The sequence below is a fragment of the Streptomyces sp. SYP-A7185 genome (assembly GCF_046103685.1).
GTDB lineage: Bacteria > Actinomycetota > Actinomycetes > Streptomycetales > Streptomycetaceae > Streptomyces.
Genome location: NZ_CP122310.1, coordinates 3764439 through 3789320 on the forward strand (window position 1 = coordinate 3764439; position 24882 = coordinate 3789320).

A 24882-nucleotide genomic window follows, 5' to 3' on the forward strand; every position below is an offset into this window, starting at 1 on the left:
GGGGTGACCCTGCGCGCCGGTGCTGAGTGATCCCGCAGCGAGGTGACCCTGCACCCGGCGCTGCGTGACCCCGCAGCGCCGGGTGCCGCCCGCGGGGTCAGCAGGCGTGGCGTTCGTACGCCCCGGCCGTTTCCGTGAGGACCTGCCCGCCGGGGCGTGACCAGAGCCGCTCGTTGAAGAGTTCCACCTCCACCGGGCCCGCGTAGCCCGCCTCCTCCACCAGAGCGCGCCACGCCCGCAGGTCGATCGCTCCCTCCCCCAGCTGGCCCCTCCCGTTCAGCACGCCCTCGGGCAGCGGCGTGACCCAGTCCGCCAGTTGGAAGGCGTGCAGGCGTCCGCCCCGGCCCGCGCGGGCGATCTGCGCGGGCGCCTGGTCGTCCCACCACACGTGGTAGGTGTCCACGCACACCCCGACCTCGGCGGCCGGAAACAGCTCCGCCAGGTCGAGTGCCTGGGCCAGGGTGGAGACCACGCACCGGTCCGAGGCGAACATGGGGTGGAGGGGTTCGATGGCCAGGCGGATCCCCCGCGCGGCCGCGTAGGGGGCGAGCTCCGCAAGCGCCTCGGCGATACGGGACCGCGCCCCGTGCAGGTCCTTGCTCCCGTCGGGCAGCCCGCCGGAGACCAGGACCAGCGTGTCCGTGCCGAGAACCGCCGCCTCGTCGATCGCCGCCCTGTTGTCGTCGACGGCCCGCACGCGCGCGTGCGGATCGATCGCCGTCAGGAAGCCCCCTCGGCAGAGCGTGGTCACCGCCAGCCCCGCGTCACGCATGAGCTTGGCGGTCTCCTCCAGGCCGTACGCCTGGACCGGTTCCCGCCACAGGCCGACGCCGGGGATCCCCGACTCCGTGCACGCGGCGGCCAGTTCCGGCAGGGACAGCTGCTTGACCGTCATCTGGTTGATGGAGAAGCGCGCAAGGCCCTCGCTCATTGCTCGACTCCGTACGTGGTGAGGAGGGATCGCATGCGGGACTCGGCGAGGCCCGCGTCCGGGAACAGGCCGAGGGCGTCAGCCAGTTCGTAGGCGCGTGCCAGGTGCGGCAGCGAGCGCGCCGACTGGAGGCCGCCGACCATCGTGAAGTGGCTCTGGTGGCCCGCGAGCCAGGCCAGGAAGACGACGCCCGTCTTGTAGAAGCGGGTGGGGGTCCGGAAGAGGTGGCGGGAGAGTTCGACCGTGGGGTCGAGGCAGGCGCGGAACCCCTTCGTGTCACCGGTGTCCAGGAGCCGCACCGCCCGCGCCGCCAGCGGGGCCAGGGGGTCGAAGATGCCGAGCAGGGCATGGCTGAAGCCGTGGTCGTCGCCCTCGATCAGCTCGGGGTAGTTGAAGTCGTCGCCCGTGTAGCAGCGCACGCCGTCCGGCAGGCGCCGGCGCAGGGCGATCTCGCGCCCCGGGTCGAGGAGCGAGATCTTGATGCCGTCGACCTTGTCCGGGTGCGCGGTGATGACCTCCAGGAAGGTCTCGGTCGCCGCGTCCAGGTCCTCGCTGCCCCAGTAGCCGGTGAGCGCCGGGTCGAACATCGGGCCGAGCCAGTGCAGGATGACCGGCTCGCTCGCCTGGCGCAGGAGGTGGCCGTACGTCTCCAGGTAGTCGTCCGGCGACTTCGCCGCCGCGGCGAGCGCGCGGGAGGCCATCAGGATCACCTGGGCGCCGGTCGACTCGACCAGGGCCAGCTGCTCCTCGTACGCGGCCAGGACGGCCGGGAGGCCGGCGGGGCCGGTCAGCTGGTCGGTGCCCACGCCGCAGGCGATCGCGCCGCCCGCCGACTCGGCCTCGGCGGCGGACCGCGTGATCAGTTCCGCCGCGCCCTTCCAGTCCAGGCCCATCCCCCGCTGGGCGGTGTCCATCGCCTCGGCCACGCCCAGGCCCTGCGCCCACAGGTGGCGGCGGAAGGCGAGGGTCGCGTCCCAGTCGACGGCCGCCGGGGAGTCCGGGGACACGTCGGCGCGGGGGTCGGCGACCACGTGGGCCGCCGAGAAGACCGTGCGGGAGGTGAGGGGGGAGCCGCCGGGGGCGGCCGCCGAGGGGGTGCGGTGGGGCTCGTACGCGTACGTGGTGCCGTCCGGCCCGGGGAGCAGGAGCGTCACCGTGCGATCTCCGGCACCTCGATGCGGCGGCCCTCCGCCGAGGACTTCAGGCCCAGTTCGGCCAGCTGCACGCCGCGCGCGCCCGCGTGCAGGTCCCAGTGGTAGGGCGCGTCCGCGTACACGTGCTTCAGGAACAGCTCCCACTGCGCCTTGAAGCCGTTGTCGAACTCCTCGTTGTCGGGGATCTCCTGCCACTGGTCGCGGAAGGAGTGGGTGACGGGCAGGTCGGGGTTCCAGACCGGCTTGGGGGTGGCGGCGCGGTGCTGCACCCGGCAGTTGCGCAGGCCCGCGACGGCCGAGCCCTCCGTGCCGTCCACCTGGAACTCGACGAGTTCGTCGCGGTTCACGCGGACCGTCCAGGAGGAGTTGATCTGCGCGATCGCGCCGCCTTCGAGCTCGAAGATGCCGTACGCGGCGTCGTCCGCCGTGGCGTCGTACGGCTTGTTCTGCTCGTCCCAGCGCTGCGGCACGTGTGTGGCGGCGAGCGCCTGGACGCTGCGGACGCGGCCGAACAGCTCGTGCAGGACGTACTCCCAGTGCGGGAACATGTCGACGACGATGCCGCCGCCGTCCTCCTGGCGGTAGTTCCAGGAGGGGCGCTGGGCGCTCTGCCAGTCGCCTTCGAAGACCCAGTAGCCGAACTCGCCCCGGACCGACAGGATCGTGCCGAAGAAGCCGCCGTCGATGAGGCGCTTCAGCTTGAGCAGGCCCGGTAGAAAGAGCTTGTCCTGGACCACGCCGTGCTTGATGCCGGCCGCCTGGGCCAGGCGTGCCAGGTCGAGGGCTCCGGCGAGGCCCGTCGCGGACGGCTTCTCGGTGTAGACGTGCTTGCCGGCGGCGATGGCGCGCTTGATGGCCTCCTCGCGCGCGGAGGTGACCTGGGCGTCGAAGTAGATGTCGACGGCGGGGTCGGCGAGGACCGCGTCCAGGTCGGTCGAGACGCTCGTCGCGGGGTCAAGTCCGTGGCGTTCCGCGATCTCCCGCAGCGCGTGCTCTCTGCGGCCCACGAGGACCGGCTCGGGCCACAGCACCGTGCCCTCGGCGTCGCCCAGGGGCAGACCGCCCTGCTCGCGCAGGGCGAGCAGGGAGCGGACGAGGTGCTGGCGGTAGCCCATCCGTCCCGTCACGCCGTTCATGGCGATGCGCACCGTCTTGCGAGTCACAGGGGTCCCTCCGTACGCAGGTAAGCGCATAGCAAGCGCTTTCTATCCAAGAAGAAGCTAGCCTGCCGCACAAGGTTCGGACAAGTGCTTCGGACCAGAGCCGTGACCGGAGGACGACGAGATGACCGTGACCCTGGCGGACGTGGCGGCCCGCGCCCAGGTCTCCCCCGCTACCGTCTCCCGCGTGCTGAACGGCAACTACCCGGTGGCCGCGGCCACCCGGGAGCGTGTCCTGCGGGCCGTGAACGACCTCGACTACGTCCTCAACGGGCCCGCGAGTTCGCTCGCGGCGGCCACCTCCGACCTGGTCGGCATCCTCGTGAACGACATCGCCGACCCGTTCTTCGGGATCATGGCGGGCGCCGTCCAGTCCGAGATCGGCGGTCCCGGCGGGCGCGCCGGCGGCGAGCGGATGGCCGTGGTGTGCAACACCGGGGGCTCCCCGGAGCGCGAGCTGACCTATCTGACGCTGCTCCAGCGGCAGCGCGCCGCCGCGGTCGTCCTGACCGGCGGCGCCCTGGAGGACCCCGGGCACGCCGCCGCGATGTCCGCGAAGCTGGCACGCCTGGCGGACGCGGGCACCCGGATCGTGCTGTGCGGGCGCCCGCCGCTGGAGGACTCGGACGCGGCGGTCGCCACGCTCACCTTCGACAACCGCAACGGCGGGCGGCGGCTCACGGAGCACCTGCTCACCCTCGGCCACCGCAGGATCGGGTACGTGGCGGGGCCGATGGAGCGGACGACCACCCGGCACCGCCTGGAGGGCCACCGCGACGCCCTCGCGGCCTCCGCAGGGGGAGGCGCCGACCAGGACGAGCTGACCGTCCACGGCCCCTACACCCGCCGCTCCGGCTACGAGGCCACCCTCGAACTCCTGCGCCGCTCCCCCGACCTGACCGCCGTCGTGGCCGCCAACGACACGGTCGCCCTCGGCGCCTGCGCGGCCCTGCGCGAGCGCGGCCTGCGCATCCCCGAGGACATCTCGGTGGCGGGCTTCGACGACCTGCCCTTCTCGGTCGACGCCGTCCCCGCCCTGACGACCGTACGACTGCCGCTGTACGAGGCGGGCGCCCGCGCGGGCCGTCTGGCCACGGGAGCGGAGGAGGCCCCGCCCGGGGGCGTGGCGACGATCGGGGCCGAACTGATGGTCCGGGGGTCGACGGCGCCGCCGTGCCGCTGAGCCCTTGATGTCGTCGACACGGTGCAGACCCCGTCCTCGGGATCGATGACCCCGTACAGCGGGATGCCGCACTCCCGTAGCCGCGGGGAAGAGGCAGGACGAGGTCCTGGCCGAAGGGGGTCTTCACCTCGTCCTCGTACCTCCCGGTCCTGGTCGGACCTCGGTGCACTGGACTGAGTCCGATTCCTCACGGCGGGGCATGGCGGGCAGGGACAGGGCGGCGTACCGTTGACTCAGTCAAAGGTGGGCCGGAGCCCGACCGGGGCCGGCGCCCGCCCTCGTCAGCCGGAGGGAGCGATCCCCCATGCCGCACGCCGTCGACACCCCCATCCACGAGATCCGCACCTTCAACCGCTTCTACACCAACCTCATCGGCGCCCTCGACTACAGCCGTCAGCTGTACGTCCCGTACACCCTCACCGAGGCCCGCGTCCTGTACGAGCTGGCGCACTCCGACCGGCTCGACGCGGCCGATCTGCGCGCCGAACTGTCCCTCGACGCGGGGTACTTGAGCCGCCTGCTCGGCAAGCTGGAGAAGTCCGGGATCGTCGAGCGCGCGCCCTCGTCGCGTGACCCCCGGCGCCAACGCATCACGCTCACCGCGCGGGGGCGCGAGACCGCCGGGCTCCTGGACGAGCGGTCCACGGAGGCCGTCGGCTCGCTGCTCTCCAAGGTGCCGGCCGCCCAGCGACCCCGCCTCGCCCACGCCATGCGCACCGTGCGGGAGATCCTGAGCTCCGGCAAGAACGGCGCGGCTCCCCCGCGCTCCGTCCTGCGCGACCCGGCCCCGGGCGACCTCGGCTGGATCGTGCAGCGCAACGCCGCTCTGTACGCCGCCGAGTTCGGCTTCAACACCGATTACGAGGGCCTTGTCGCCCGTATCGTCGCCGACTTCGCGCAGGACCACGACCCGCACCTGGAGCGCGTGTGGATCGCCGAGCTCGACGGGCGGCCCGCGGGCTGCGTGATGTGCGTGCGCGACGAGGCGCCGGGGACCGCCCGGCTGCGGCTCCTGCTCGTCGAGCCGGACGCGCGCGGCCATGGCATAGGAGACCAACTCGTCTCCGCCTGCGTCGATTTCGCGCGGGGCGTGGGCTACCGCGAGATGGTCCTGTGGACCAACGACATCCTCGGCGCCGCCCGCACCATCTACCAGCGGCACGGATTCGTCCTCGTCGACGAGAAGCCGCACCGCTCCTTCGGCGTCGACCTGGTGGGGCAGGACTGGCACCTGCACCTAGGGTCTGCGTCATGAAACTCGCTTTCTCCACCCTCGGCGTGCCCGGACTCCCCCTCGCCGACGTGCTGGACCTCGCCACCACGCACGGATACCAGGGCATCGAACTGCGCGCGCACCCCGAAGAGCCGGTCCACCCGGGCATCGACCTCGGCGAACGGGCCGACGTGGCGGCCCAGTTCAAGGACGCGGGCATCGAGATCCTCGGCGTGTCCGGGTACGCGCGCGTGGCCGAGCCGGGCGACGACGGACCGGTCCTCGACGAGATACGCGCCCTGCTCACCCTCGCCCGCGACCTGGGCGCCCCCTTCATCCGCGTCTTCCCCGGCGGCGGCACCGAGCAGAGCGCCGAGGAGGCCGACGCGACGGCGGCCCGACGGCTCGGCACCGCGGCCGAGTCCGCCGCGGACTTCGGCGTACGCATCCTTCTGGAGACCCACGACTCGCACCGCACCGGAGCCGCGGCCACCCGCGTCCTCGGCGCGGTCGGCCACCGGCACGCGGGCGCCCTGTGGGACGTGATGCACACCTGGCTCGGCGGCGAGTCCCCCGCCGACAGCCACGCGGCCCTCGCCCCGTACCTCGGCTACGTCCAGGTGAAGGACATCGCCTCGGCCGACGACACGACCCCGCTCGGCCTCGGCGCGGGCGCGCTGCCGCTCGCCGAGGTCGTGGACGTGCTCCTCAGCGGGGAGCACCGGGACGGCTGGCTGTGCTGGGAGTACGAGAAGCGGTGGTACGAGAAGGCGGCTCCGCTTCCGGAACTCCTGGGCCAGGGACGGGACTTCCTGTCACGGCTCCTGAACCGCCCCGTCTGACCCCGGACAGGGACGTCAGGGCCACCCCGCCGACCAGGAGCGCCGCCGCGCACCAGCCAAGGGCGCTCACCGACTCGCCCAGGACGAGACCGGCGGCGGACATCCCGAAGACCGGGACCAGGAGCGAGAAGGGGGCGACGGTCGACGCGGGGTGGCGGCGGAGCAGGTGGCCCCAGGCGCCGAAGCCGAAGACCGTCGTGATCCAGGCGACGTAGACGAGGACGCCGACGCCCTGCCAGTCCAGTGCGGCCAGGGCGTCGCGGTCCGCCGCCGGGCCCTCGAACAGGAGCGAGAGCCCGAGCAGCGGCAGGACCGGGACCGTGCTCACCCACACCATGAAGTTCAGGGCGTCGGGCGGGGACGCCTTGCGGGTCAGGACGTTCGACGCGCCCCAGCAGGCCGCGGCGCCGATCAGCAGCGCGAAGGCCGTGAGCGGGCCCGCCGCCCCCTCGTCCACCGCCGCGACGCCGATGCCCGCGAGCGCGATGACCATGCCGATGACCCGTGGCCGGCCCGGCCGTTCGCCGAGGGCCACGAAGGCGAAGAGGGCCGTGAACACCGCCTGAATCTGAAGGATCAGGGAGGACGTCCCGGCCGCCATCCCCGCGTCCATGCCGATGAACAGCAGCCCGAACTTGGCCACTCCCAGGACGAGTCCGACCCCGACGACCCACTTCCAGGCCACCTTGGGCCGCCCCACGAAGAACACCGCGGGCAGCGCCGCCACCAGGAAGCGCAGGGCGGAGAAGAGCAGCGGCGGGAAGTGGTCGAGGCCCACCTCGATGACCACGAAGTTGACGCCCCACACGGCGGCGACGAGGACGGCGAGGAGGACATGGGCGGGGCGCATGCGTCGAGGATCACCCGCCCCGACCATGTAGGACCAGCGCGGATTTCTGCATGATGGGATGAAGCAGCGCTAACGCATCGGGCGACGCCGTACAGGGCCGCCGACTGCGGCGGCCCTGAGGACCCGAGGCCCGGAACGGCCGCGGCGCCCGAGTCGACCCATGCCCCATGACCTGTGACCCGCGACCCGTGAACCGTGACCTGTGACCCGTGACCCGTGAACCGTGACCTGTGACCCATGGAGGGCCCCCGTGCTCGATCTCGCCCGGCTCCGCGCCCTGCACGCCGTCTCCGTGCACGGCACGGTGGGAGCCGCCGCCACCGCGCTCGGCTACACCCCCTCCGCCGTCTCCCAGCAGATAGCCAAGCTGGAGCGCGAGACCCGCACCACCCTCCTCGAGCGGCGGGGCAGGGGTGTGGCGCTCACCGAGGAGGCCCGCCATCTGTCCGCAACCGCGCAGGAGTTGATGGCGATCGTGGAGCGCGCGGAGACCGAGCTCGAGGAGCGGCGCGGGCTGCCCGCGGGGCGTCTGACCATCGCGGCGTTCGCCTCGGCCGCGCGCGGTCTGCTCCCCGGGGTCCTCGCGGATCTCGCCCGGCGGCATCCCGCGCTCGACGCCCGGATGTCGGAGATCGACCCGCATCTGTCCATCGACCTGGTGGCCAAGGGCGCGGTCGACATGGCGGTCGTGCACGACTGGGACATCGCCCCGCTGCCGACGCCGCCCGGCGTGGAGCAGGCCGTCATCGGCGACGACCTGTGCGACCTCGTCGTGCCGGCCGGCCACCCGCTCGCGGGCCGTGACTCCGTGCGCCGCGAGGAGCTCAAGGGCGAGCGGTGGATCACGCAGCCGCCGGGCCTCGTCTGCCACGAGTGGCTGGTGCGCACCCTGCGCGAGGCGGGCTGCGAACCCGACATCGCGCACACCGCCGAGGAGAACCCCACCCTGGTCGCGCTGGTCTCGGCGGGGCTCGGCATCGCGCTCATCCCCCGCCTCGGCCGCGGCACGGTCCCGGACGGGGCGGTCACCGTGCGACTCGACCCGCTGCCGGTGCGGCGGCTGTACGCGCTGTGGCGGGCCGGGGCGGCACGGCGCCCCGCGATCGCCGAGACGGTACGGACCCTCCAGGAGCACTGGCCGGCCGCGGCCCCCGCCCCGACACCCGAAACGCTGGGCGCCACGCCCGAAACCCCAGGCACCGCGCCCGAAACGCTGGGCGCCGCGGCCGGATAGCCCCACGCCGCGCCCGAAACCCCAGGCACCACGCCCGGAAAACCCCACGCCACCCCCGAAACCCCAGGCACCGCGGCCGGATAGCCCCACGCCGCGCCCAAAACCCCAGGCACCGCGCCCGAAAAGCCCCACGCCACGCCCGAAACCCCAGGCACCGCGGCCGAAAAGCCCGTTGCCGCCCCGGGAAAGCCCCGCGCCACCCCCCAGAAAGCCCACGCCACAGCAACCCGCCGCCCTGCCCGACCAGCAACCCGCCTCCCCGCCCGTCGAGCAGCCCTCCTGAAGCGCAGGACCCCCGTCCGTACCACTTTCCGGAAATCGCCCCGCGCGCGGGAACCCGGGCGCGGCACGCACCGTCCAACCGCCGTGCTGCCGGGTGAGTCTCCGCGAGGCGGTGTCGGCATCGCTGCTGGCTGCGAACGCTGACCACCCTCTCCGCCGCCCGCGGTCGGCAGCATGCCGTCACCGGTGCGGACCCCTCCAACAGCGCCGGTGGCGGCCCCTCCACCCGCACAGTGGCCGCCGGATCCCTTGACCGGCAGAAATCTTCGGGATATCCGTGACTCTCGGAAAGTTTCCTTCAGCCGGTTTCCCCAGTCCGGCTCCGGTCCGGCTTCCGTCCCCGAAGGAGCGCACATGTCCCACCGCAACGCCTCCAGACGCACCCTGCTCACCGCCACGGCCGTCGCGGCGACGGCCCTGGCCGCGCCCTCCGCCGCCCACGCGGCAGGCAGCGGCGACCGCGGTCGCGACCGGAAGCTGCGGGAGCTCATCTCCCGCATGAGCGTCGAGGAGAAGGTCGGCCAGCTCTTCGTGATGCATGTGTACGGCCACTCCGCCACCGAGCCCGACCAGGCGGACATCGACGCCAACCTCAAGGAGCTCGGCGTCCGTACGGCCGCGGAGGCCGTCGCCAAGTACCACCTCGGCGGCATCATCTACTTCGGCTGGGCGCACAACACCCGTGCCCCGCACCAGATCGCCGACCTCTCGAACGGCATCCAGCGCGCGGCCCTCACCCCGGACGACCCCGAGCAGTCCCCCACCGCCCGCATCCCGCTGCTCATCTCCACCGACCAGGAGCACGGGGCCGTCGCCCGCGTCGGCGTCCCCGCCACGCTCCTGCCCGGCGCGATGGCCCTGGGCGCCGCGGGCTCGCGCTCCACGGCGCGCAAGGCGGCCCGTATCGCGGGCGCCGAGCTCCGCGCCCTCGGCATCCGGCAGAACTACGCCCCGGTCGCCGACGTGAACGTCAACCCCGCCAACCCCGTCATCGGCGTACGCTCCTTCGGCTCGGACCCCGAAGCGGTCGCCGATCTGGTCGCCGCGCAGGTCAAGGGTTACCAGGGCACGGACATCGCCTCGACGTCCAAGCACTTCCCCGGGCACGGCGACACCAAGGACGACAGCCACTCCAAGCTGCCGTACATCCACCACACCCGGGAGCAGTGGGAGACCCTGGACGCCCCGCCGTTCCGGGCGGCGGTGGCCGCGGGCATCGACTCGATCATGACCGCGCACATCGTGGTCCCGGCCCTCGACCCGGCCGAGGACCCGGCCACGCTCTCGCACCCCATCCTCACCGGCATCCTGCGCGAGGAACTCGGCTACGACGGCGTCGTGGTGACGGACTCGCTGGGCATGCAGGGCGTCCGCACGAAGTACGGCGACGACCGGGTTCCGGTGCTCGCGCTGAAGGCGGGCGTCGACCAGCTCCTGAACCCGCCGAAGCCGGAGATCGCGTGGAACGCGGTGCTCCAGGCGGTGCGGGACGGCGAGTTGACGGAGGCGCGGCTCGACGAATCGATCCTGCGGATCCTGCGCCTCAAGGCCAAGCTCGACCTCTTCGGCGACCCGTACGTCACCTCGCGCGGGGTCGACAGGACGGTCGGCACACGGGCGCACCTCGCCGCGGCCGACCGGATCGCGGAGGAGACGACGACCCTCCTGATCAACAAGGACGGGCTGCTTCCGCTGTCGCGCCGCACGCACCGGAACGTGCTCGTGGTGGGCGCGGACGTGGCGTCCCCCTCGGGCACGACGGGTCCGCCGACGACCGTGCTCGGCCGCGAGCTGACGGACATCGGCTTCTCGCCGACCGTGCTGCCGACGGGCACGGCACCCTCCGCCGCGAAGATCGCGGAGGCGGTGGCGGCGGCCGCGGGCAAGGACGCCGTGCTCGTGGGGACGTACAACCTGGGGGCGGGCAGCGCCCAGATCGCCCTGGTGGAGGCGCTGGTGGCGACCGGCGTCCCGGTCGTGGCCCTCGCGATCCGCAATCCGTACGACGTGGCGCGGCTGGGCGGGGTGGGCGCCTCGCTGGCCGCCTACTGCTGGACGGACGTCGAACTGCGCGCCGCGGTACGGGTGATCGCGGGCCGCGCCGAGCCGCGGGGGCGGCTGCCCGTGCCGGTGCAGCGTGCGGACGACCCGGCGCAGGTGCTGTACCCCGTCGGGCACGGGCTGGCGTACTGAGCCGTACGCCGCGCCACCGGCGTGCCACCGCCGACTGACCCAAAGCACCCCGCGCACCTGGCGTGCGCCCGCCCGCGCGGGCCACGCTGGGTGCACATATCGGGGGGTTTGCCATGCGTGCCTTGCCTGGCGGGAGCGCGGCGCGGTCCGCGCTGGTGCGGGGGTCGCCCGTGCTGCTGGCGGTGGTGGTGTCGGCCGCCGTGTCCGGCTGCCAGAAGTCCTCGGACCCGGGTCCCGACCGGCCGGCCTCGTCGGTGTCGTCCGGAGCCGGGGCCGTCTTCCTCGCCGTGGACGAGTGCAGTTCGCGGGGGCGCGCGTCCTTCGCGGAGGTGCCGTGCACCAGCGAGCGGGCGGCGGCGCGGGTCGTCGCCCGTCATGACGGCAGGGTCGCGGACGGGCCCGAGTGCCCTCCCCGCACGGACTTCGTGCTCCACATCAGCGAGAACCGGCCCTCGGTGGACGAGGACGGGAACGGCGAGGTGCCGCGGGGCTACGCCTGCATGCGGAACCTGGAGGAGCCGCACCCCGGGGACCCCGGGGGCGGGGGCGGGCCCCGGACGATCGTCGGGGACTGCGTCTACGGAGCGGGCGAGACCGAGGTCCGCGAGACGGCCTGCGACGGGTCGGGCGCCAAAGCCCCGGAGTACCGCGTGACGGTGGCCGTCACCGACCGGTCCCTGTGCCCTGCCGCCACCGAGCTGTACGTGACGCTCGACGGCGGGAAGCCGGTGGGGTGCGCGGTGCGGGTGTGAGCGCCGGACGGACCGAGGACGGCCCGCCCGGCGCCACCGGGCAAGAGAACCGAGCGGCTGCCGTACTACGGCCGCAGGCTCAGCTGCTTGCGCTCGTCCTTGCGGTCGAGCTTCGCGTCGTACGGGGCCAGCGGCTTGGGGCTCGCGGCGGTGGAGACCCCGGCCCAGGCCTGGATGCGCTCCGTCGCCTTGGCCTTCTCCGCCGGGACGAGACCGGCCACGTTGGCGCCGTGGTTGGCGCCCGGCGCGGTGTAGACGTAAGAGTCGTGCTTGGCGCCCCGGGCGGGACGGAACGGCTCGGCACCCCACGGGTCGTTCCCGCCGTAGACGTACAGCATCCGCTGCGCGTTGTGGCGCACCCAGCGGTCCACGTCCTTCATGGCACCGGACTGGAACTTCATCGGGATGTCACGCGGCACGAAGTTCCGCGGCGGCTGGTAGCCGTAGCGGCTCAGGTCGCCGAGCCAGGGCTGCTTGATGTCGGGCGAGCCCAGCTGCGTACCGGCCTGGTAGTAGTACGGCGTGTACGGGGTCAGGCCCTGGTCCGTGTAGGAGGTCCAGCCGCCGACCTCGTCGATGTAGTCGAAGAGCACCTGGTCGGACGAGGTCTTGGCGTCGGGGACGTCGGCGCACGCGGACTCCGGCTGGTACTGCCAGAAGCCCCACACCATGTCGAGGACGACGGCCTCGTAGGCCTTGTCGAGGGTGCCGATCGTCTTGAAGGTGTAGTTGCCCGCCTCGGCGAAGGCGGCGTACTTCTTCTCCATCGGCTCGCGGCGCACGAGCGCCTCGCGCTGCACGGCCTCCAGCTTGGCGCGGCACTCCTCGGTGCCGACCGTCTCGAAGAACTCGTCGTAGCGCGAATCCTCCTTGTTCACCACGTCGTTCGGGGCGACGTACGCGATGACGCCGTCCATGTCACGCGGGTAGAAGCGCTCGTAGTACGTGGCGGTCATGCCGCCCTTGGAGGCTCCGGTGGCGACCCACTTCTTGTCGTAGACCGGCTTCAGCGCCTTGAAGATGCGGTGCTGGTCGCTGGCGGCCTGCCAGATGTCGAGCTTGGACCAGTCGGCGGGCTCGGGGCGGGACGGCGTGAAGAAGCGGTACTCCATGGAGACCTGGTTGCCGTCGATGATCCGCGTGGGCTCGCTGCGGCTGGGGTTCGTCGAGACGCCGTAGCCGCTGGTGAAGAAGGCGGTGGGGCGGGCGGTGTCCTTGTGCAGGACCGTCAGGCGCTGCTTGAAGGTGCCCTTGGAGGGGTGCCGGTGGTCGACCGGCTGGGTGTAGTTGAGGACGAAGTAGCGGTAGCCGGTGTACGGCTTCTCCTCGACCAGGCTCATGCCCGGAATGGCGAGGAGCCGGTCCTTGATGTCGGTGGCCTGCGGCTTCGCGGCGGTGGCCGCCCCTGCCGCACTCGCTGTGCCCGCGGTGCCGATGCCTATCAGCACCACCAGCGACAGCAGCCATCTGAGCGCCTTGCGCATGCACTCTCCCCTGAGTGGTTCACGGTTGCGTCCGCCGGAACTTATCGGAGCAACTCGCTCACCACTAGGGGCTCTTGCGTCACGACCGGACGCACTACGACACAAACAGGGCACATACGCTCAACACGCGGCCGACTCACGTCGAACCGGCGATCAGCAGACCCTCAGCACATCAGCGGGCCCAGCGGACTCAGCACAGGATCCAGCCCGAGCTGGTGCTCCCCCGGCCCACCGCGCCCTTGACCCACACACAGCGATGGCCCGCGTGGACCGTCACCGGGCCCGCGCGATGCGTGTAGCGGCCCTTGTCCCTGGCCGGGCGGTTGCCGCGGGCCTGGACGCTGACGGACATCGTCTTGCGGGCGCCTGGGCGCTTGGCGGTCGTGACGGCGCAGACGTAACCACGGCTCTTGTAGACGACGACCTTGCCGGTGCTGAAGGAGAGGGTGCGCACCTTGTGCCCGGCGCAGCGCCCGGCCGACGCCTGGGCCTGCGCCGCTCCGGCGCCGGCGACACCGAGCAGGAGGGCAGCCGCAAGGACGACGGCGCCGAGCGCAAGGCTCCGCCGTATTCGACCACTGCTCACCGGTTTCCCTCCCGACACATCCGCATCAGCGTACTGATGTACGGACGCGGACCACAGGGCGCCCGGTTGCGCGGGCGCCCCGATTCCTTCACCGGGTCAGGCCGCCGAGGGTTCCGCCTCCCCCACGAAGGTGCGCCACAGCGTCGCGTACCGCCCTTCGAGGGCGAGCAGCTCCTCGTGCGTGCCGTCCTCCGCGACCCGGCCGTGGTCCATCAGGATCACCCGGTCCGCGCGGGCCGCCGTGGTGAGGCGGTGGGCGACGACCAGCGTGGTGCGCTTGCCCGCGATGCGGTCGGTGGCCTGGTTGACCTGCGCCTCCGTGGCCAGGTCGAGGGCCGCGGTCGCCTCGTCCAGGAGCAGGATGTCCGGGTCGACGAGCTCCGCGCGGGCCAGGGCGATCAGCTGGCGCTGGCCCGCCGAGAGGTTGCGGCCGCGCTCGGCGACCTCGTGGAGGTAGCCGCCGTCCAGCGTGGCGATCATGTCGTGGGCGCCGACCGCGCGGGCCGCGGCCTCCACCTGGGCATCGGTGGCGTCGGGCCGCCCGTAGGCGATCGCGTCGCGCACGGTCCCCGCGAAGAGGTAGGCCTCCTGCGGGACGACCCCGAGGCGGTGGCGGTAGGCGGTGATGTCCAGGGACCGCAGGTCCGTGCCGTCCACCGTCACCCGGCCGCCGGTCGGGTCGTAGAACCGGGCGACCAGCTTGACCAGGGTCGACTTGCCCGCGCCGGTCTCGCCGACGAAGGCGACGGTCTGGCCCGCGGGGATGTGCAGCCGCACGCCGCTCAGCGCCTCCTCCGGTTCGTCGGCGGAGCCGTAGGCGAAGTCCACGTCCTCGAAGGCGATCTCGCCGCGCAGGGACAGGACGTCGAGCGGCTCGTCCGCGGACTCGGTGGAGGTCGGCTCCCGGAGCAGCTCCTGGATGCGGCCGAGCGAGACCGTGGCCTGCTGGTAGCCGTCGAAGACCTGGGAGAGCTGCTGGACGGGCGCGAAGAACAGGTCGATGTAGAGGAGGTAGGCGACCAGGGCGCCGGTCGTCAGCGTCCCCGCCTCCACGCGTCCCGCGCCGACCACCAGGACGGCGGCCGCCGCGACCGCCGAGAGCAGTTGCACGAACGGGAAGTAGACGGAGATCAGCCACTGTCCGCGGATGCGGGCGCTGCGGTAGTCGGCGCTGGCCCGCGCGAACCGCTCGCCGCCCGAGCGCTCGCGCCGGAAGGCCTGCACGATGCGCAGCCCGGCGACGGACTCCTGGAGGTCGGCGTTGACGACCGAGACGCGCTCACGCGCCAGCTCGTACGCCTTGACGCTGGAGCGGCGGAAGAAGAACGTGCCGATGATCAGCGGCGGCAGGGTCGCGAAGACGACGAGCGCGAGCTCCACGTCGATGACGACGAGGGCGACCATGATGCCGAAGAAGGTGACGACGGAGACGAAGGCCGTGACGAGCCCGGTCTGGAGGAAGGTGGAGAGGGCGTCCACGTCCGTGGTCATCCGGGTCATGATGCGCCCGGTCAGCTCCCGCTCGTAGTAGTCGAGGCCGAGCCGCTGGAGCTGGGAGAAGATCTTCAGACGCAGGGAGTAGAGCACCCGCTCGCCGGTCCGCCCGGTCATCCGCGTCTCGCCGATCTGGGCGGTCCACTGGACGAGCACGGTGAGCAGCGCGAGCCCGGCGGCCACCCACACGGCGCCCAGCGCGAGCTGCGAGACGCCCTCGTCGATGCCGTGCCGGATGAGGACGGGGAGCAGCAGGCCCATGCCGGCGTCGATCGCCACCAGGAGCAGCGCGAACAACAGCGGCTTGCCGAATCCGGCGAGCAGGCGCCGCAGTCCGTACGACTCCTCGGGCGTGACCGCGCGTGCCTCGTCGATGTCGGGGGTGTCGGTGGCCGGGGGCAGCGCCTCGACCTGCGCGAGGAGCTGGGGCGTGGCGGGCGTCCCGGACAGGGCGGTGTCCTTGGGCTCGCGGTCGCCCACCCACAGCTGCGGGGTGATGCCCCGCTCGGCGTCGAACTCGGCGTCGAGCTCGGCGCGTACGGAGGTGTCCTCGGGGCGCTCGGCCGGGAGCGCGTGGCCGGGCGAGACCCCGCCCATCTCGTCCGGGTCGGTCAGCAGGCGCCGGTAGAGCGCGGAGTGCTCCGTCAGCTCCTCGTGCGTGCCGATGGCGGCGAGGCGTCCGGCGTCGAGCACCGCGATGCGGTCGGCGAGGTTCAGGGTGGAGCGGCGGTGGGCGATGAGGAGGGTCGTGCGCCCGGCCATGACGCCGCGCAGGGCCTCGTGGATCTCGTGCTCGACGCGGGCGTCCACCGCCGACGTCGCGTCGTCCAGGACGAGCAGGCGGGGGTCGGTGAGGATGGCGCGGGCGAGCGCGACGCGCTGGCGCTGGCCGCCGGAGAGGGTCAGGCCGTGCTCGCCGACGGTGGTGTCGTACCCGTCGGGCAGTTCGGCGACGAAGCGGTCGGCCTGGGCGGCGCGGGCCGCGGTCTCGATCTCCTCCTGGGTGGCGTCCGGCTTTCCGTACGCGATGTTGGCGCGGATGGTGTCGGAGAAGAGGAAGGAGTCCTCGGGCACGAGCCCTATGGCGGCCCGCAGCGAGTCGGTCGTCAGCTCGCGGACGTCGTGGCCGCCGATCAGGACGGCGCCGTGCGTCACGTCGTAGAAGCGGGGCAGCAGCAGCGAGACGGTGGACTTGCCGCTGCCGGAGGTGCCGACGACGGCGAGGGTCTCGCCGGGCCGGATCTCGAAGGAGAGGCCGTCCAGGACGGGCCTGCTGTCCTCGTACGCGAAGGAGACGTCGTCGAACTCGACGGTCGCCGGGGCGTCGGCGGGCAGCTCCTTGGTGCCGTCCTTGAGCGTCGGCTCGGTGTCGATGAGCTCCAGGACGCGCTCGGCGCCCGCGCGGGCCTGCTGGCCGACGGTGAGGACCATGGCGAGCATGCGCACGGGTCCGACGAGCTGGGCGAGGTAGCTGGAGAAGGCGACGAACGTGCCGAGCGTGATCTCCCCCCGCACGGCGAGCCAGCCGCCGAGCGCGAGCATCGCGACCTGCCCGAGGGCGGGCACGGCCTGGAGGGCGGGCGTGTACTTGGAGTTCAGCCGGATGGTCCGCAGCCGCCCGGCGAACAGCTTGCGGCCGACCTCCCTGAGCTTCCCGGTCTCCTGGTCCTCCTGGCCGAAGCCCTTCACGACGCGTACGCCGGAGACGGAGCCGTCCACGACTCCGGCGACGGCGGCGGCCTGGGCCTGCGCGTACCAGGTGGAGGGGTGCAGCCTGCTGCGGCTGCGCTTGGCGATGAACCAGAGGGCGGGGGCGACGGCGAGCGCGACGAGGGTCAGCGGCACGGAGAGCCACGCCATGATCACGAGGGAGATCACGAAGAGCAGGATGTTGCCGATGGTCATCGGCAGCATGAAGAGCAGGCCCTGGATGAGCTGGAGGTCGCTGGTGGCGCGGCCGACGACCTGCCCGGTGGACAGCTCGTCCTGGCGCCGCCCGTCGAGCCGGGTGATCGTCCCGTACATGTCGGTCCGCAGGTCGTGCTGGACGTCCAGGGCGAGACGGCCGCCGTAGTAGCGGCGGATGTACGTGAAGACGTAGACGAGGGCGGCGGCCCCGAGCAGGGCCGCGGCCCAGGGGCCCATGGAGCGGGTCTTGTCGCCGATGACGTCGTCGATGATCACCTTGGTGATCAGCGGGACCAGCGCCATGACGGCCATGCCGGCGAGCGAGGAGCCGAGCGCGAGCACGACGTCCTTCGGATAGCGCCAGGCGTATCCCGTCAGACGTTTCGCCCAGCCGGATTTCTCCGGTCCGACGCCACCCCGTTGCTCCACCACGTGCTGCCTCCCGTCGACCTGACCTGCCGAGAGGCCCAACGCGGTGGGACGACAATTTCATCCCACCGCAACAAAGACGGGTCTCAGGTCCTAGGACCACCCGGAGGAGGGCGGCCTCGAACATCCGCAGCAGTGCGCCGGGGCGGGGCGGGACCGGTCAGCCGGCGGGGACCGCCACGAACGCCTCGCGCGGCGTGTCCGTGGGGGCGTAGCGCCCGGCGGCGGAGGCCCGGGGCGTCAGGTCCTTGTGGATGGCCTTGGCGACGCCCTGGATGGTGGTCACCCCGTAGTTCATGGTGCTGTTGCCGTGGGTGAGCACGGAGATCGTGTAGTCGTGGCCGCCGCCCTTGAACGCGCCGACGCTGTGCACCCGCCAGCCGTGGGTCGAGCGCTGGAGCCAGCCGTTCTTGACGTGGATCGCGACGCCGGAGGGCGCGCCCGCCGGGGTGCCCCAGCGTTGCGAGGAGACGACCTTGCCCATCAGCTTGAGGATGTAGGCGCGCGCGTTGTCGCTCAGGACGGTGTTCTTGGCGGTGACCAGGGCCAGGAGCTTCTGCTCGTCGGTGGCGTTGATCCGGGTGAGGCCCCAGTAGCCGTCGGAGCCGGGCACGGTCTTGGTCATCTTGGCCGCCGTGAGGAAGCCCTTGATCTTGCCCGTGCCGAGCTGGCGCCAGAGCTTGCTGGTGGCCGCGTTGTCCGACTTGGTGATCATGGCGTACGCGAGGTCCGACTCACGCTCCGACAGCTTCCGCTCGGTCTTCTTCGCGTCCCACAGGAGCGCGGCGAGGACGGTCACCTTGACGACGCTCGCCGAGTCGAAGGAGGTGCCCGCGCGCAGGGTGCAGGTGGTGTTCGTGGTGCGGTCGCGCAGGCCGACCGCGACCGTGCCCTTGCGGTTCTTGAGCGCCGCCGTGATGTCCTTGGTGAGCTTGGCCGCCAGGCCGCTCTGCGCGGAGGTGCAGCTGACGCTCGGCGTCGCCGCGGCCGCGGGCGCGGCGGTCGCGACGGCGCCGAGCGGCACGAGCACTCCGGCGGCGACGCCCGCCGAGAGCACGCGGGCACGCCTGGATATCCCCGATATCGGGTGAGTCATGAGGTTTTCCCGTCCCCTTGGGTCCGTACAAGACCCTCGGGGCCCGTACAAGCGCGCCCCCCGGCACGCTCACCTCTCTTGACTCACCGATACCGCGTGAGGTTGCACAAACATGGCACAGATGACCGATCCGTGACCGGCGCGGGCTCAGAGGTGCGTCGGCTCGAACATGCGCAGGACCGCCGGGAGCACGACCACCGAGGGACCGGGCTCCGCGAGCGCCTTCGCGAGGTCGTCCTTCAGGGTCTGCGGGGTGGTCCGGACGCCCGGCACCCCGAAGGACTCCGCGAGCGCGACGAAGTCGGGCCGGGAGAGCTCCGTGGCCGTCGGTTCGCCGAACGCGTCGGACATGTACTCGCGCAGGATGCCGTAGCCGCCGTCGTCCACGATCAGCCAGGTGACCGGCAGATCGTGCTGCTTGGCCGAGGCCAGCTCCGCGAGGGAGTACATCGCGCCGCCGTCGCCCGAGACCGCGAGGACCGGCTTCGAGGGGTCGGCCGCAGCGGCTCCCAGGGCCGCCGGGAAGCCGTACCCGAGGCCGCCCGCGCCCTGCGCCGAGTGCATCGTGTTCGGATGCCGGGCGTCGAAGGCGGACCACGCCCAGTACGCCAGGATCGTCATGTCCCAGAAGGACGGCGAGGTGTCGGGCAGGGCCTCGCGCACCGAGGCGAGGACCTGCTGCTCCAGGGTGAGGTCCTGGGCGGCGATCCGCTCCTTGACCCGGGCCAGGACCGTGCGCACCCGCTCGGGGGCCGTGGGGTCCTCGCGGGGCGCGTCGAGCGTCTCCAGGAGCGCGGAGAGCGCGAGCCGCGCGTCCGCGTGGATGCCGAGCGCCGGGTGGTTGGACTCCAGCTTCCCGGCGTCGGCCTCGACCTGGATGACCCGGCCGCGCGGCTTGAACGTGTGGTAGTTCGAGGAGAGCTCGCCCAGGCCCGAGCCGACGACCAGGAGGACGTCCGCGTCCTCCAGGAAGTCGGTGGTGTACCGGTCCTCCAGCCATGACTGGAGCGAGAGCGGGTGCTCCCAGGGGAAGGCGCCCTTGCCGCCGAAGGTCGTGACGACGGGCGCGTTCACCAGCTCGGCCAGCGCCAGGAGCTTGCCGCTCGCGTCGGAACGGACGACTCCGCCGCCCGCGATGATCGCCGGGCGCTCGGCGCGCGCGAGCAGGTCGGCCGCCACGGCGGTCAGCTCCGGGCGCGGGACGACCTCGTCCGGGGTCGCGTCCATGGCCGTGACGACGGGCAGAGTCGTCTCGGCGAGCAGCACGTCCTGCGGAATCTCCACCCACACCGGGCCGTGCGGGGCGGTGAGCGCCGACTCCCAGGCCGCCGCGATGGCGGAGGGGATCTGCGAGGCGGTGCGGACCGTGTGGACGGACTTCACGATGTCGCGGAAGGATGCCTGCTGGTCGCGCAGCTCGTGGAGGTAGCCGTGCCGGCCGCCGCCCAGGCCGGCCACCGGGATCTGGCTGCCGATCGCGAGCACCGGCGAGGAGCCGGCCGCCGCTTCCTGGAGCGCGGCGAGCGAGGTGAGCGCGCCGGGGCCGGTGGAGAGCAGCAGCGGGGCCACCTCACCGGTGATCCGGCCGTACGCGTCCGCCGCGAAGCCCGTGTTGTTCTCGACCCGCAGGCCGACGTACGACAGGGCCGAGCGGCGCAGGGCGTCGAACATGCCGAGCGCGTGCTGGCCGGGCAGGCCGAAGACCGTGGTCGCGCCGAGGCCCTGGAGGGTCTCGACGACGAGGTCGCCGCCGTTGCGCCCGGCGGGCGGGTTCAGGGCGGCTTCCTGCTGCGCGTCCGTGGGACGCAGGACTACGTCGTGGTCGTGCGTCACTTGGCCGCGCCCCCTTCGGTGGTCCGGCGGGCCTCCGCGATCTGGCGGGACATGATCGTCGTCAGCTCGTACGCGGTGTGCGAGGCGGCGACGGCGGTGATCTCCGCGTGGTCGTAGGCCGGGGCGACCTCGACGACGTCCGCCGAGACGAGGTTGCAGGAGGAGAGCCCCCGCAGGATCTCCAGGAGCTCGCGCGACGTCATGCCGCCGGCCTCCGGGGTGCCGGTGCCGGGCGCGTGGGCCGGGTCCAGGCAGTCGATGTCGATGGAGATGTACAGCGGGCGGTCGCCGATGCGCTGGCGCAGCTGGTCGGCGACCTCGTCGGCGCCGCGGCGGTAGATGTCCGCCGAGGTGACGATGCCGAAGCCCATCTTCTCGTCGTCCGTGAGGTCCTGCTTGCCGTACAGCGGGCCGCGCGTGCCGACGTGGCTGAGCGCCTCGGTGTCGAGGATGCCCTCCTCGACGGCCCGGCGGAACGGGGTGCCGTGGGTGTACTCGGCGCCGAAGTAGGTGTCCCAGGTGTCCAGGTGGGCGTCGAAGTGCAGCAGGGCGACCGGGCCGTGCTTCTTGGCGACCGAGCGGAGCAGCGGGAGCGCGATGGTGTGGTCGCCGCCGAGCGTCATCATGCGGGCGCCGGAGCCGAGCAGGTCGTCCGCGGCGGCCTCGATCGTCTCGACCGCCTCGTTGATGTTGAAGGGGTTGGCGGCTATGTCGCCCGCGTCCGCGACCTGCGCGAGCGCGAAGGGCGAGGCGTCCTGCGCGGGGTTGTACGGACGCAGGAGGCGCGAGGCCTCGCGGATGGCGTTGCCGCCGAAGCGGGCGCCGGGGCGGTACGAGACGCCGGTGTCGAAGGGCACGCCGACCACGGCGATGTCCGTCTTGCCGCCCACCTCGTCCAGGCGGGGCAGCCGGGCGTAGGTCGCCGGGCCCGCGTACCGCGGGACGCGGGAGGAATCGACCGGGCCGCGGGGGGTCGGGGTCTCGGCGCTGCTCATGGTCGGTTTCCTCCTGCTGGTACGAGTGCTGCTGTGCTGCTGGGACAAGTGTCGCGCGGCCCACCGACAGTGCTGGGGCGGTGGGCCGCGCGCCGGACTAGACGGCCACCGGGGTTTCCGGTTCCGCTTCCTGGGACCCCCGGCCCGCGAGCCGCTCGCGCCAGGCCGCCAGGACGCGGGCGTCCGTGGGCTTCGTGGCGAGGGAGACGGCGACGTACACGCCGAGGGAGATCAACAGGCCGTAGTAGATGGGCTCGTTGGCGAGGATGCCGTACCCCCACATGAGCCCGACGACGGAGAGCCCGCCGGCGACGATGGCCGCGAGCGCGCCCTCCGCGGTGCCGCGCTTCCACAGCAGTCCGCCGAGGATCGGCACGAGGAGACCGGCGACGAGCAGGTTGTAGGCGACGGTCAGCGCCTGGACCACGTCGTTGAGCGCGATGGCGATGCAGACGACGGCGATGCCCATGATCAGGATGAAGAGGCGGTTGCCCTTCACCTCGTCGTGCGCCTCGCCGTCGGCCTTGGGGGCGACGGCCCCGCGAAGGCGCGACCAGATGTCGTTGTTGGCGACGGTCGCGCAGGCGATGAGCGCCCCGGAGGACGTGGACATCACGGCGGCGAGCGCCGCGGCGAGCACCAGGCCCCGCACGCCCATGGGCAGTTCGTCCTTGACCATGGTCGCGAAGGCCGCGTCGGCGCTCGGCAGCTTCGGGTACATGACCTTGGCGGCCGTGCCGATGACGGCGCCCGCGATCGCGTAGACCAGGCAGTACGTACCGGCGACGGTGCCGCCGTAGCGGGCGACCTTGTCGCTGCGCGCGGTGAAGACGCGCTGCCAGATGTCCTGCCCGATGAGCATGCCGAACGTATAGATCAGCACGTACGTGAAGATCGTCTCGCCGCCGATGCCCAGCGGGTCGAAGTACTCGGTGGGCAGCTTGGCCTTCATCTCGCTGAAGCCGCCGGCCTTGACGACCGCGATGGGCAGCAGCAGGAGCAGCACGCCGATGGTCTTCACCACGAACTGCACCATGTCGGTGAGCGTGATGGACCACATGCCGCCGAGCGTCGAGTACGCGACGACGATCGAGCCGCCGAGGATGATCGCGATCGTGCGGTTCATGTCGAAGATGACGTCGAAGATCGTGGCGTACGCGATGGTCGAGGTGACCGCGAGCATCAGCGTGTAGGACCACATGACGACACCGGAGATGATGCCCGCGCGTCCGCCGTAGCGCAGGTCGAGCATCTCGGAGACGGTGTAGACCTTCAGGCGGGCGATGCGCGCCGAGAAGAAGACGCTCAGCGCGAGCAGGCCGAGGCCGATGGTGAAGACCATCCAGGCGCCGGAGAGGCCGTACTGGTAGCCGAGGCCGACGCCGCCGATGGTGGACGCGCCGCCGAGGACGATGGCGGCCATGGTCCCGGAGTACATCCAGGGTCCGAGGCGGCGTCCCGCGACCAGGAATTCGCTCTTGGACTTGGCGCGGCGCATGCCCCACCAGCCCATGGCGAGCATGCCGGCGAGATAGACGACGATCACTGTGTAGTCGACGGCCATAGGGCCCTCCTTCGCGCACCTCGGTGGCGTGTCGTGCAGATGGGGGTGAGGGGGTGGCAACCAGCCGCGGGGACATCCGCCCGTACCCGCGGCCTGGGGTCGGCACGACCTTAGGTGGCCGGAAAGCAACGCTGAAGTGTACGTTTCATCCACTTCCCGCGACCAAAATGGATGGACCATCCACCGTGCCGGACCCCGCCGCCCCCGCTTCCCTCTCCGTGACTCCCCCGACCCCGCCCGTGGCGCTGACCGCGCTCCTGGCCAGGGAGGACCTCGGGCTGCGCCAGATCGCGGGCCCCGACGCGCGGGAGAGCGGGGCGGCCGTCCAGTGGGTGCACACCTCGGAGATGGCGGACCCCTATCCGTACCTCCTGGGTGGCGAGCTGCTGTTGACGGCGGGCGTGCACATCTCGGACCCGGTGGGCGCGGGGGTCTACCTGGACGACTACGTGGCGCGGATCGTCGAGGCGGGCGGCGCGGCGCTCGGCTTCGGCGTCGCCCCCGTGCACGACACGGTGCCGCGCGCCCTGGTGACGGCCTGCGACCGCTACGGGCTTCCGCTCCTGGAGGTGCCGCCGCGCACCACGTTCAGCGGGGTCGCCCGGGCGGTGTGGGAGCTGGTGGCGGAGGCCAGGCACGCGGAGCTGCGCCGGGTGACGGAGGCCCAGCAGGGCCTCGCCACGGCCGCCGCGCGCCCCGACCCGGTGCCCGCGGTGCTGCGGCAGCTGGCGACGCGCCTGGGCGGCTGGGCGGCGCTCTACGCCCCGGACGGCGCGGTGCTCCACACGGCGGGCTCGGCCCCGGGAGCGGGGGTGCGGCAGGCGGTGCACGACCTCTCCGGCGTCGTGCGGCCCTCGGGGCGCCCCGGCCCGCTGCCCGCGTCGGCCACCGACTCCGTGGGCGGCGCCCACCTGGCCGCGTACGCGCTGGGCGGCGGGCAGGGGTTCGCGCTCGGGATCGCCGCCGAGCAGCGCGAACCGGGGGACCACACCATCACCGGAGTGGCCCTAGTGCTGCTCTCCCTGCTCACCGGCAAGCACCAGGGCGCCGCCGACTCCGTACGGTCGGCGGCTCTCGTACGGCTTCTGCTCGGCGCGGCGGTGGGCGATGTCGCGCCGCTCCTGGGGGCCGAGGAGTGGACGGTGGTGCACGCGCGCGGGGAGGCCGGGAGCGACCCGGTGGCGCACTCCGTGGCCGCCTCCGCGCTGGCCGCCGCGCTGGGCAGCGGACTGGCCGACGCGGACGCGGGGCAGGACCTGGTGCGGCTCCTGCTCCCCGCGGGCAGCGACCTCGCCGGGCAGCCGGGCTGGACCCTGGGGGTCTCCGCCCCGGCCGCCACCGCGGACCTGCCGGCCGCCGACGCCCAGGCGGACCGCGCCCTGCGCCGCGCCGAGGCCACCCGCGCCCCGCTGGTGCGCCACCGGGACGCGGGCATCGCCGCCCTGGTGGCGCCGGCCGAGGCCGCGGCCCACGCGCGCGTGCTGCTCGCCCCGCTCGGCGGCAGCGAAGCGCTCACGCGGACCCTGCGCACCTGGCTGTCCCTGCACGGCAACTGGGACCGCACGGCGACGGCCCTGGGCGTCCACCGCAACACGGTCCGGCAGCGGATCACGCGGTGCGGGTCGCTCTTGGGCGCTGATCTGGATGACCCGGACGTACGGATGGAGCTTTGGTTCGCGCTGGGCCGGGCCCCGTAGGG

17 protein-coding genes and 1 pseudogene are annotated in these 24882 nt (G+C 72.7%); 7 read left to right on the forward strand and 11 right to left on the reverse strand.

Translation table 11 applies throughout. The annotated features are described in order from the left end of the window. Positions 1-97: 97 nt before the first annotated feature. The 3 genes from QBL25_RS16470 to QBL25_RS16480 are packed head-to-tail and all read right to left on the reverse strand — an operon-like array spanning position 98 to position 3248. Complete coding sequence (locus QBL25_RS16470) at positions 98-931, reverse strand: sugar phosphate isomerase/epimerase family protein (RefSeq protein WP_409057789.1); 834 nt, start codon at positions 929-931, stop codon at positions 98-100. Then, positions 928-2085, reverse strand: a complete 1158-nt coding sequence (locus QBL25_RS16475; RefSeq protein WP_409057790.1) for a dihydrodipicolinate synthase family protein — start codon at positions 2083-2085, stop codon at positions 928-930. The genes QBL25_RS16470 and QBL25_RS16475 overlap by 4 nt, the downstream gene beginning before the upstream one ends. Beyond that, a complete protein-coding gene (locus QBL25_RS16480) occupies positions 2082-3248 on the reverse strand; it encodes a Gfo/Idh/MocA family protein (protein ID WP_409057791.1) in 1167 nt (388 codons plus the stop codon). The genes QBL25_RS16475 and QBL25_RS16480 overlap by 4 nt, the downstream gene beginning before the upstream one ends. 121 nt (positions 3249-3369) lie before the next feature. On the opposite strand from QBL25_RS16480, the gene QBL25_RS16485 reads away from it, so the two are divergent. The 3 genes and pseudogenes from QBL25_RS16485 to QBL25_RS16495 all read left to right on the forward strand — a co-directional run. Next, positions 3370-4428 (forward strand): LacI family DNA-binding transcriptional regulator, encoded by a 1059-nt coding sequence (locus QBL25_RS16485; protein ID WP_409057792.1) that lies wholly within the window; start codon positions 3370-3372, stop codon positions 4426-4428. Positions 4429-4732: 304 nt separating this feature from the next. Next, positions 4733-5683: a GNAT family N-acetyltransferase gene (locus QBL25_RS16490; RefSeq protein WP_409057793.1), complete on the forward strand. Its 951-nt coding sequence runs from the start codon at positions 4733-4735 to the stop codon at positions 5681-5683. Then, positions 5680-6402: pseudogene (locus QBL25_RS16495) on the forward strand (sugar phosphate isomerase/epimerase family protein); the annotation flags it as partial. The gene QBL25_RS16490 and the pseudogene QBL25_RS16495, both read left to right, overlap by 4 nt. On the opposite strand, the gene QBL25_RS16500 reads toward QBL25_RS16495, so the two are convergent. Beyond that, complete coding sequence (locus QBL25_RS16500; RefSeq protein ID WP_409057794.1) at positions 6350-7333, reverse strand: EamA family transporter; 984 nt, start codon at positions 7331-7333, stop codon at positions 6350-6352. The pseudogene QBL25_RS16495 and the gene QBL25_RS16500 sit on opposite strands and share 53 nt — an antisense overlap. 250 nt (positions 7334-7583) lie before the next feature. Between QBL25_RS16500 and QBL25_RS16505 the strand changes: the two genes are divergently transcribed. From QBL25_RS16505 to QBL25_RS16515, 3 genes are all read left to right on the forward strand, one after another. Beyond that, the gene (locus QBL25_RS16505; protein ID WP_409057795.1) at positions 7584-8567 is read left to right on the forward strand and encodes a LysR family transcriptional regulator; all 984 of its coding nucleotides are present in this window, start codon (positions 7584-7586) and stop codon (positions 8565-8567) included. A 636-nt stretch (positions 8568-9203) separates the two neighbouring features. After that, positions 9204-11042 (forward strand): glycoside hydrolase family 3 protein, encoded by a 1839-nt coding sequence (locus tag QBL25_RS16510; RefSeq protein ID WP_409057796.1) that lies wholly within the window; start codon positions 9204-9206, stop codon positions 11040-11042. 113 nt (positions 11043-11155) lie between these two features. Beyond that, positions 11156-11794, forward strand: coding sequence for a hypothetical protein (locus tag QBL25_RS16515; protein WP_409057797.1), 639 nt, complete (start codon positions 11156-11158; stop codon positions 11792-11794). 65 nt (positions 11795-11859) lie between these two features. Here QBL25_RS16515 and QBL25_RS16520 read toward each other — a convergent pair whose 3' ends face one another. The 7 genes from QBL25_RS16520 to QBL25_RS16550 form a co-directional block, all read right to left on the reverse strand. Next, positions 11860-13278 carry a S28 family serine protease gene (locus QBL25_RS16520; protein WP_409057798.1) on the reverse strand — a complete coding sequence of 473 codons (1419 nt, stop codon included), beginning with the start codon at positions 13276-13278 and terminating at the stop codon, positions 11860-11862. 190 nt (positions 13279-13468) lie between these two features. Next, positions 13469-13864: a hypothetical protein gene (locus tag QBL25_RS16525; RefSeq protein ID WP_409057799.1), complete on the reverse strand. Its 396-nt coding sequence runs from the start codon at positions 13862-13864 to the stop codon at positions 13469-13471. A 96-nt stretch (positions 13865-13960) separates the two neighbouring features. Further along, complete coding sequence (locus QBL25_RS16530) at positions 13961-17698, reverse strand: ABC transporter ATP-binding protein (protein ID WP_409057800.1); 3738 nt, start codon at positions 17696-17698, stop codon at positions 13961-13963. Between the two features lie 157 nt (positions 17699-17855). Continuing rightward, positions 17856-18791, reverse strand: a complete 936-nt coding sequence (locus QBL25_RS16535) for a serine hydrolase (protein ID WP_409057801.1) — start codon at positions 18789-18791, stop codon at positions 17856-17858. 147 nt (positions 18792-18938) lie between these two features. Beyond that, positions 18939-20624, reverse strand: a complete 1686-nt coding sequence (locus tag QBL25_RS16540; protein WP_409057802.1) for a thiamine pyrophosphate-binding protein — start codon at positions 20622-20624, stop codon at positions 18939-18941. Beyond that, a complete protein-coding gene (gene speB / locus QBL25_RS16545; protein ID WP_409057803.1) occupies positions 20621-21619 on the reverse strand; it encodes an agmatinase in 999 nt (332 codons plus the stop codon). The genes QBL25_RS16540 and speB overlap by 4 nt, the downstream gene beginning before the upstream one ends. Before the next feature lie 97 nt (positions 21620-21716). After that, positions 21717-23183 (reverse strand): sodium:solute symporter, encoded by a 1467-nt coding sequence (locus tag QBL25_RS16550; RefSeq protein ID WP_409057804.1) that lies wholly within the window; start codon positions 23181-23183, stop codon positions 21717-21719. Positions 23184-23350: 167 nt separating this feature from the next. Between QBL25_RS16550 and QBL25_RS16555 the strand changes: the two genes are divergently transcribed. Beyond that, positions 23351-24880: a PucR family transcriptional regulator gene (locus tag QBL25_RS16555; RefSeq protein WP_409057805.1), complete on the forward strand. Its 1530-nt coding sequence runs from the start codon at positions 23351-23353 to the stop codon at positions 24878-24880. The last annotated feature ends 2 nt before the right edge of the window (positions 24881-24882 follow it).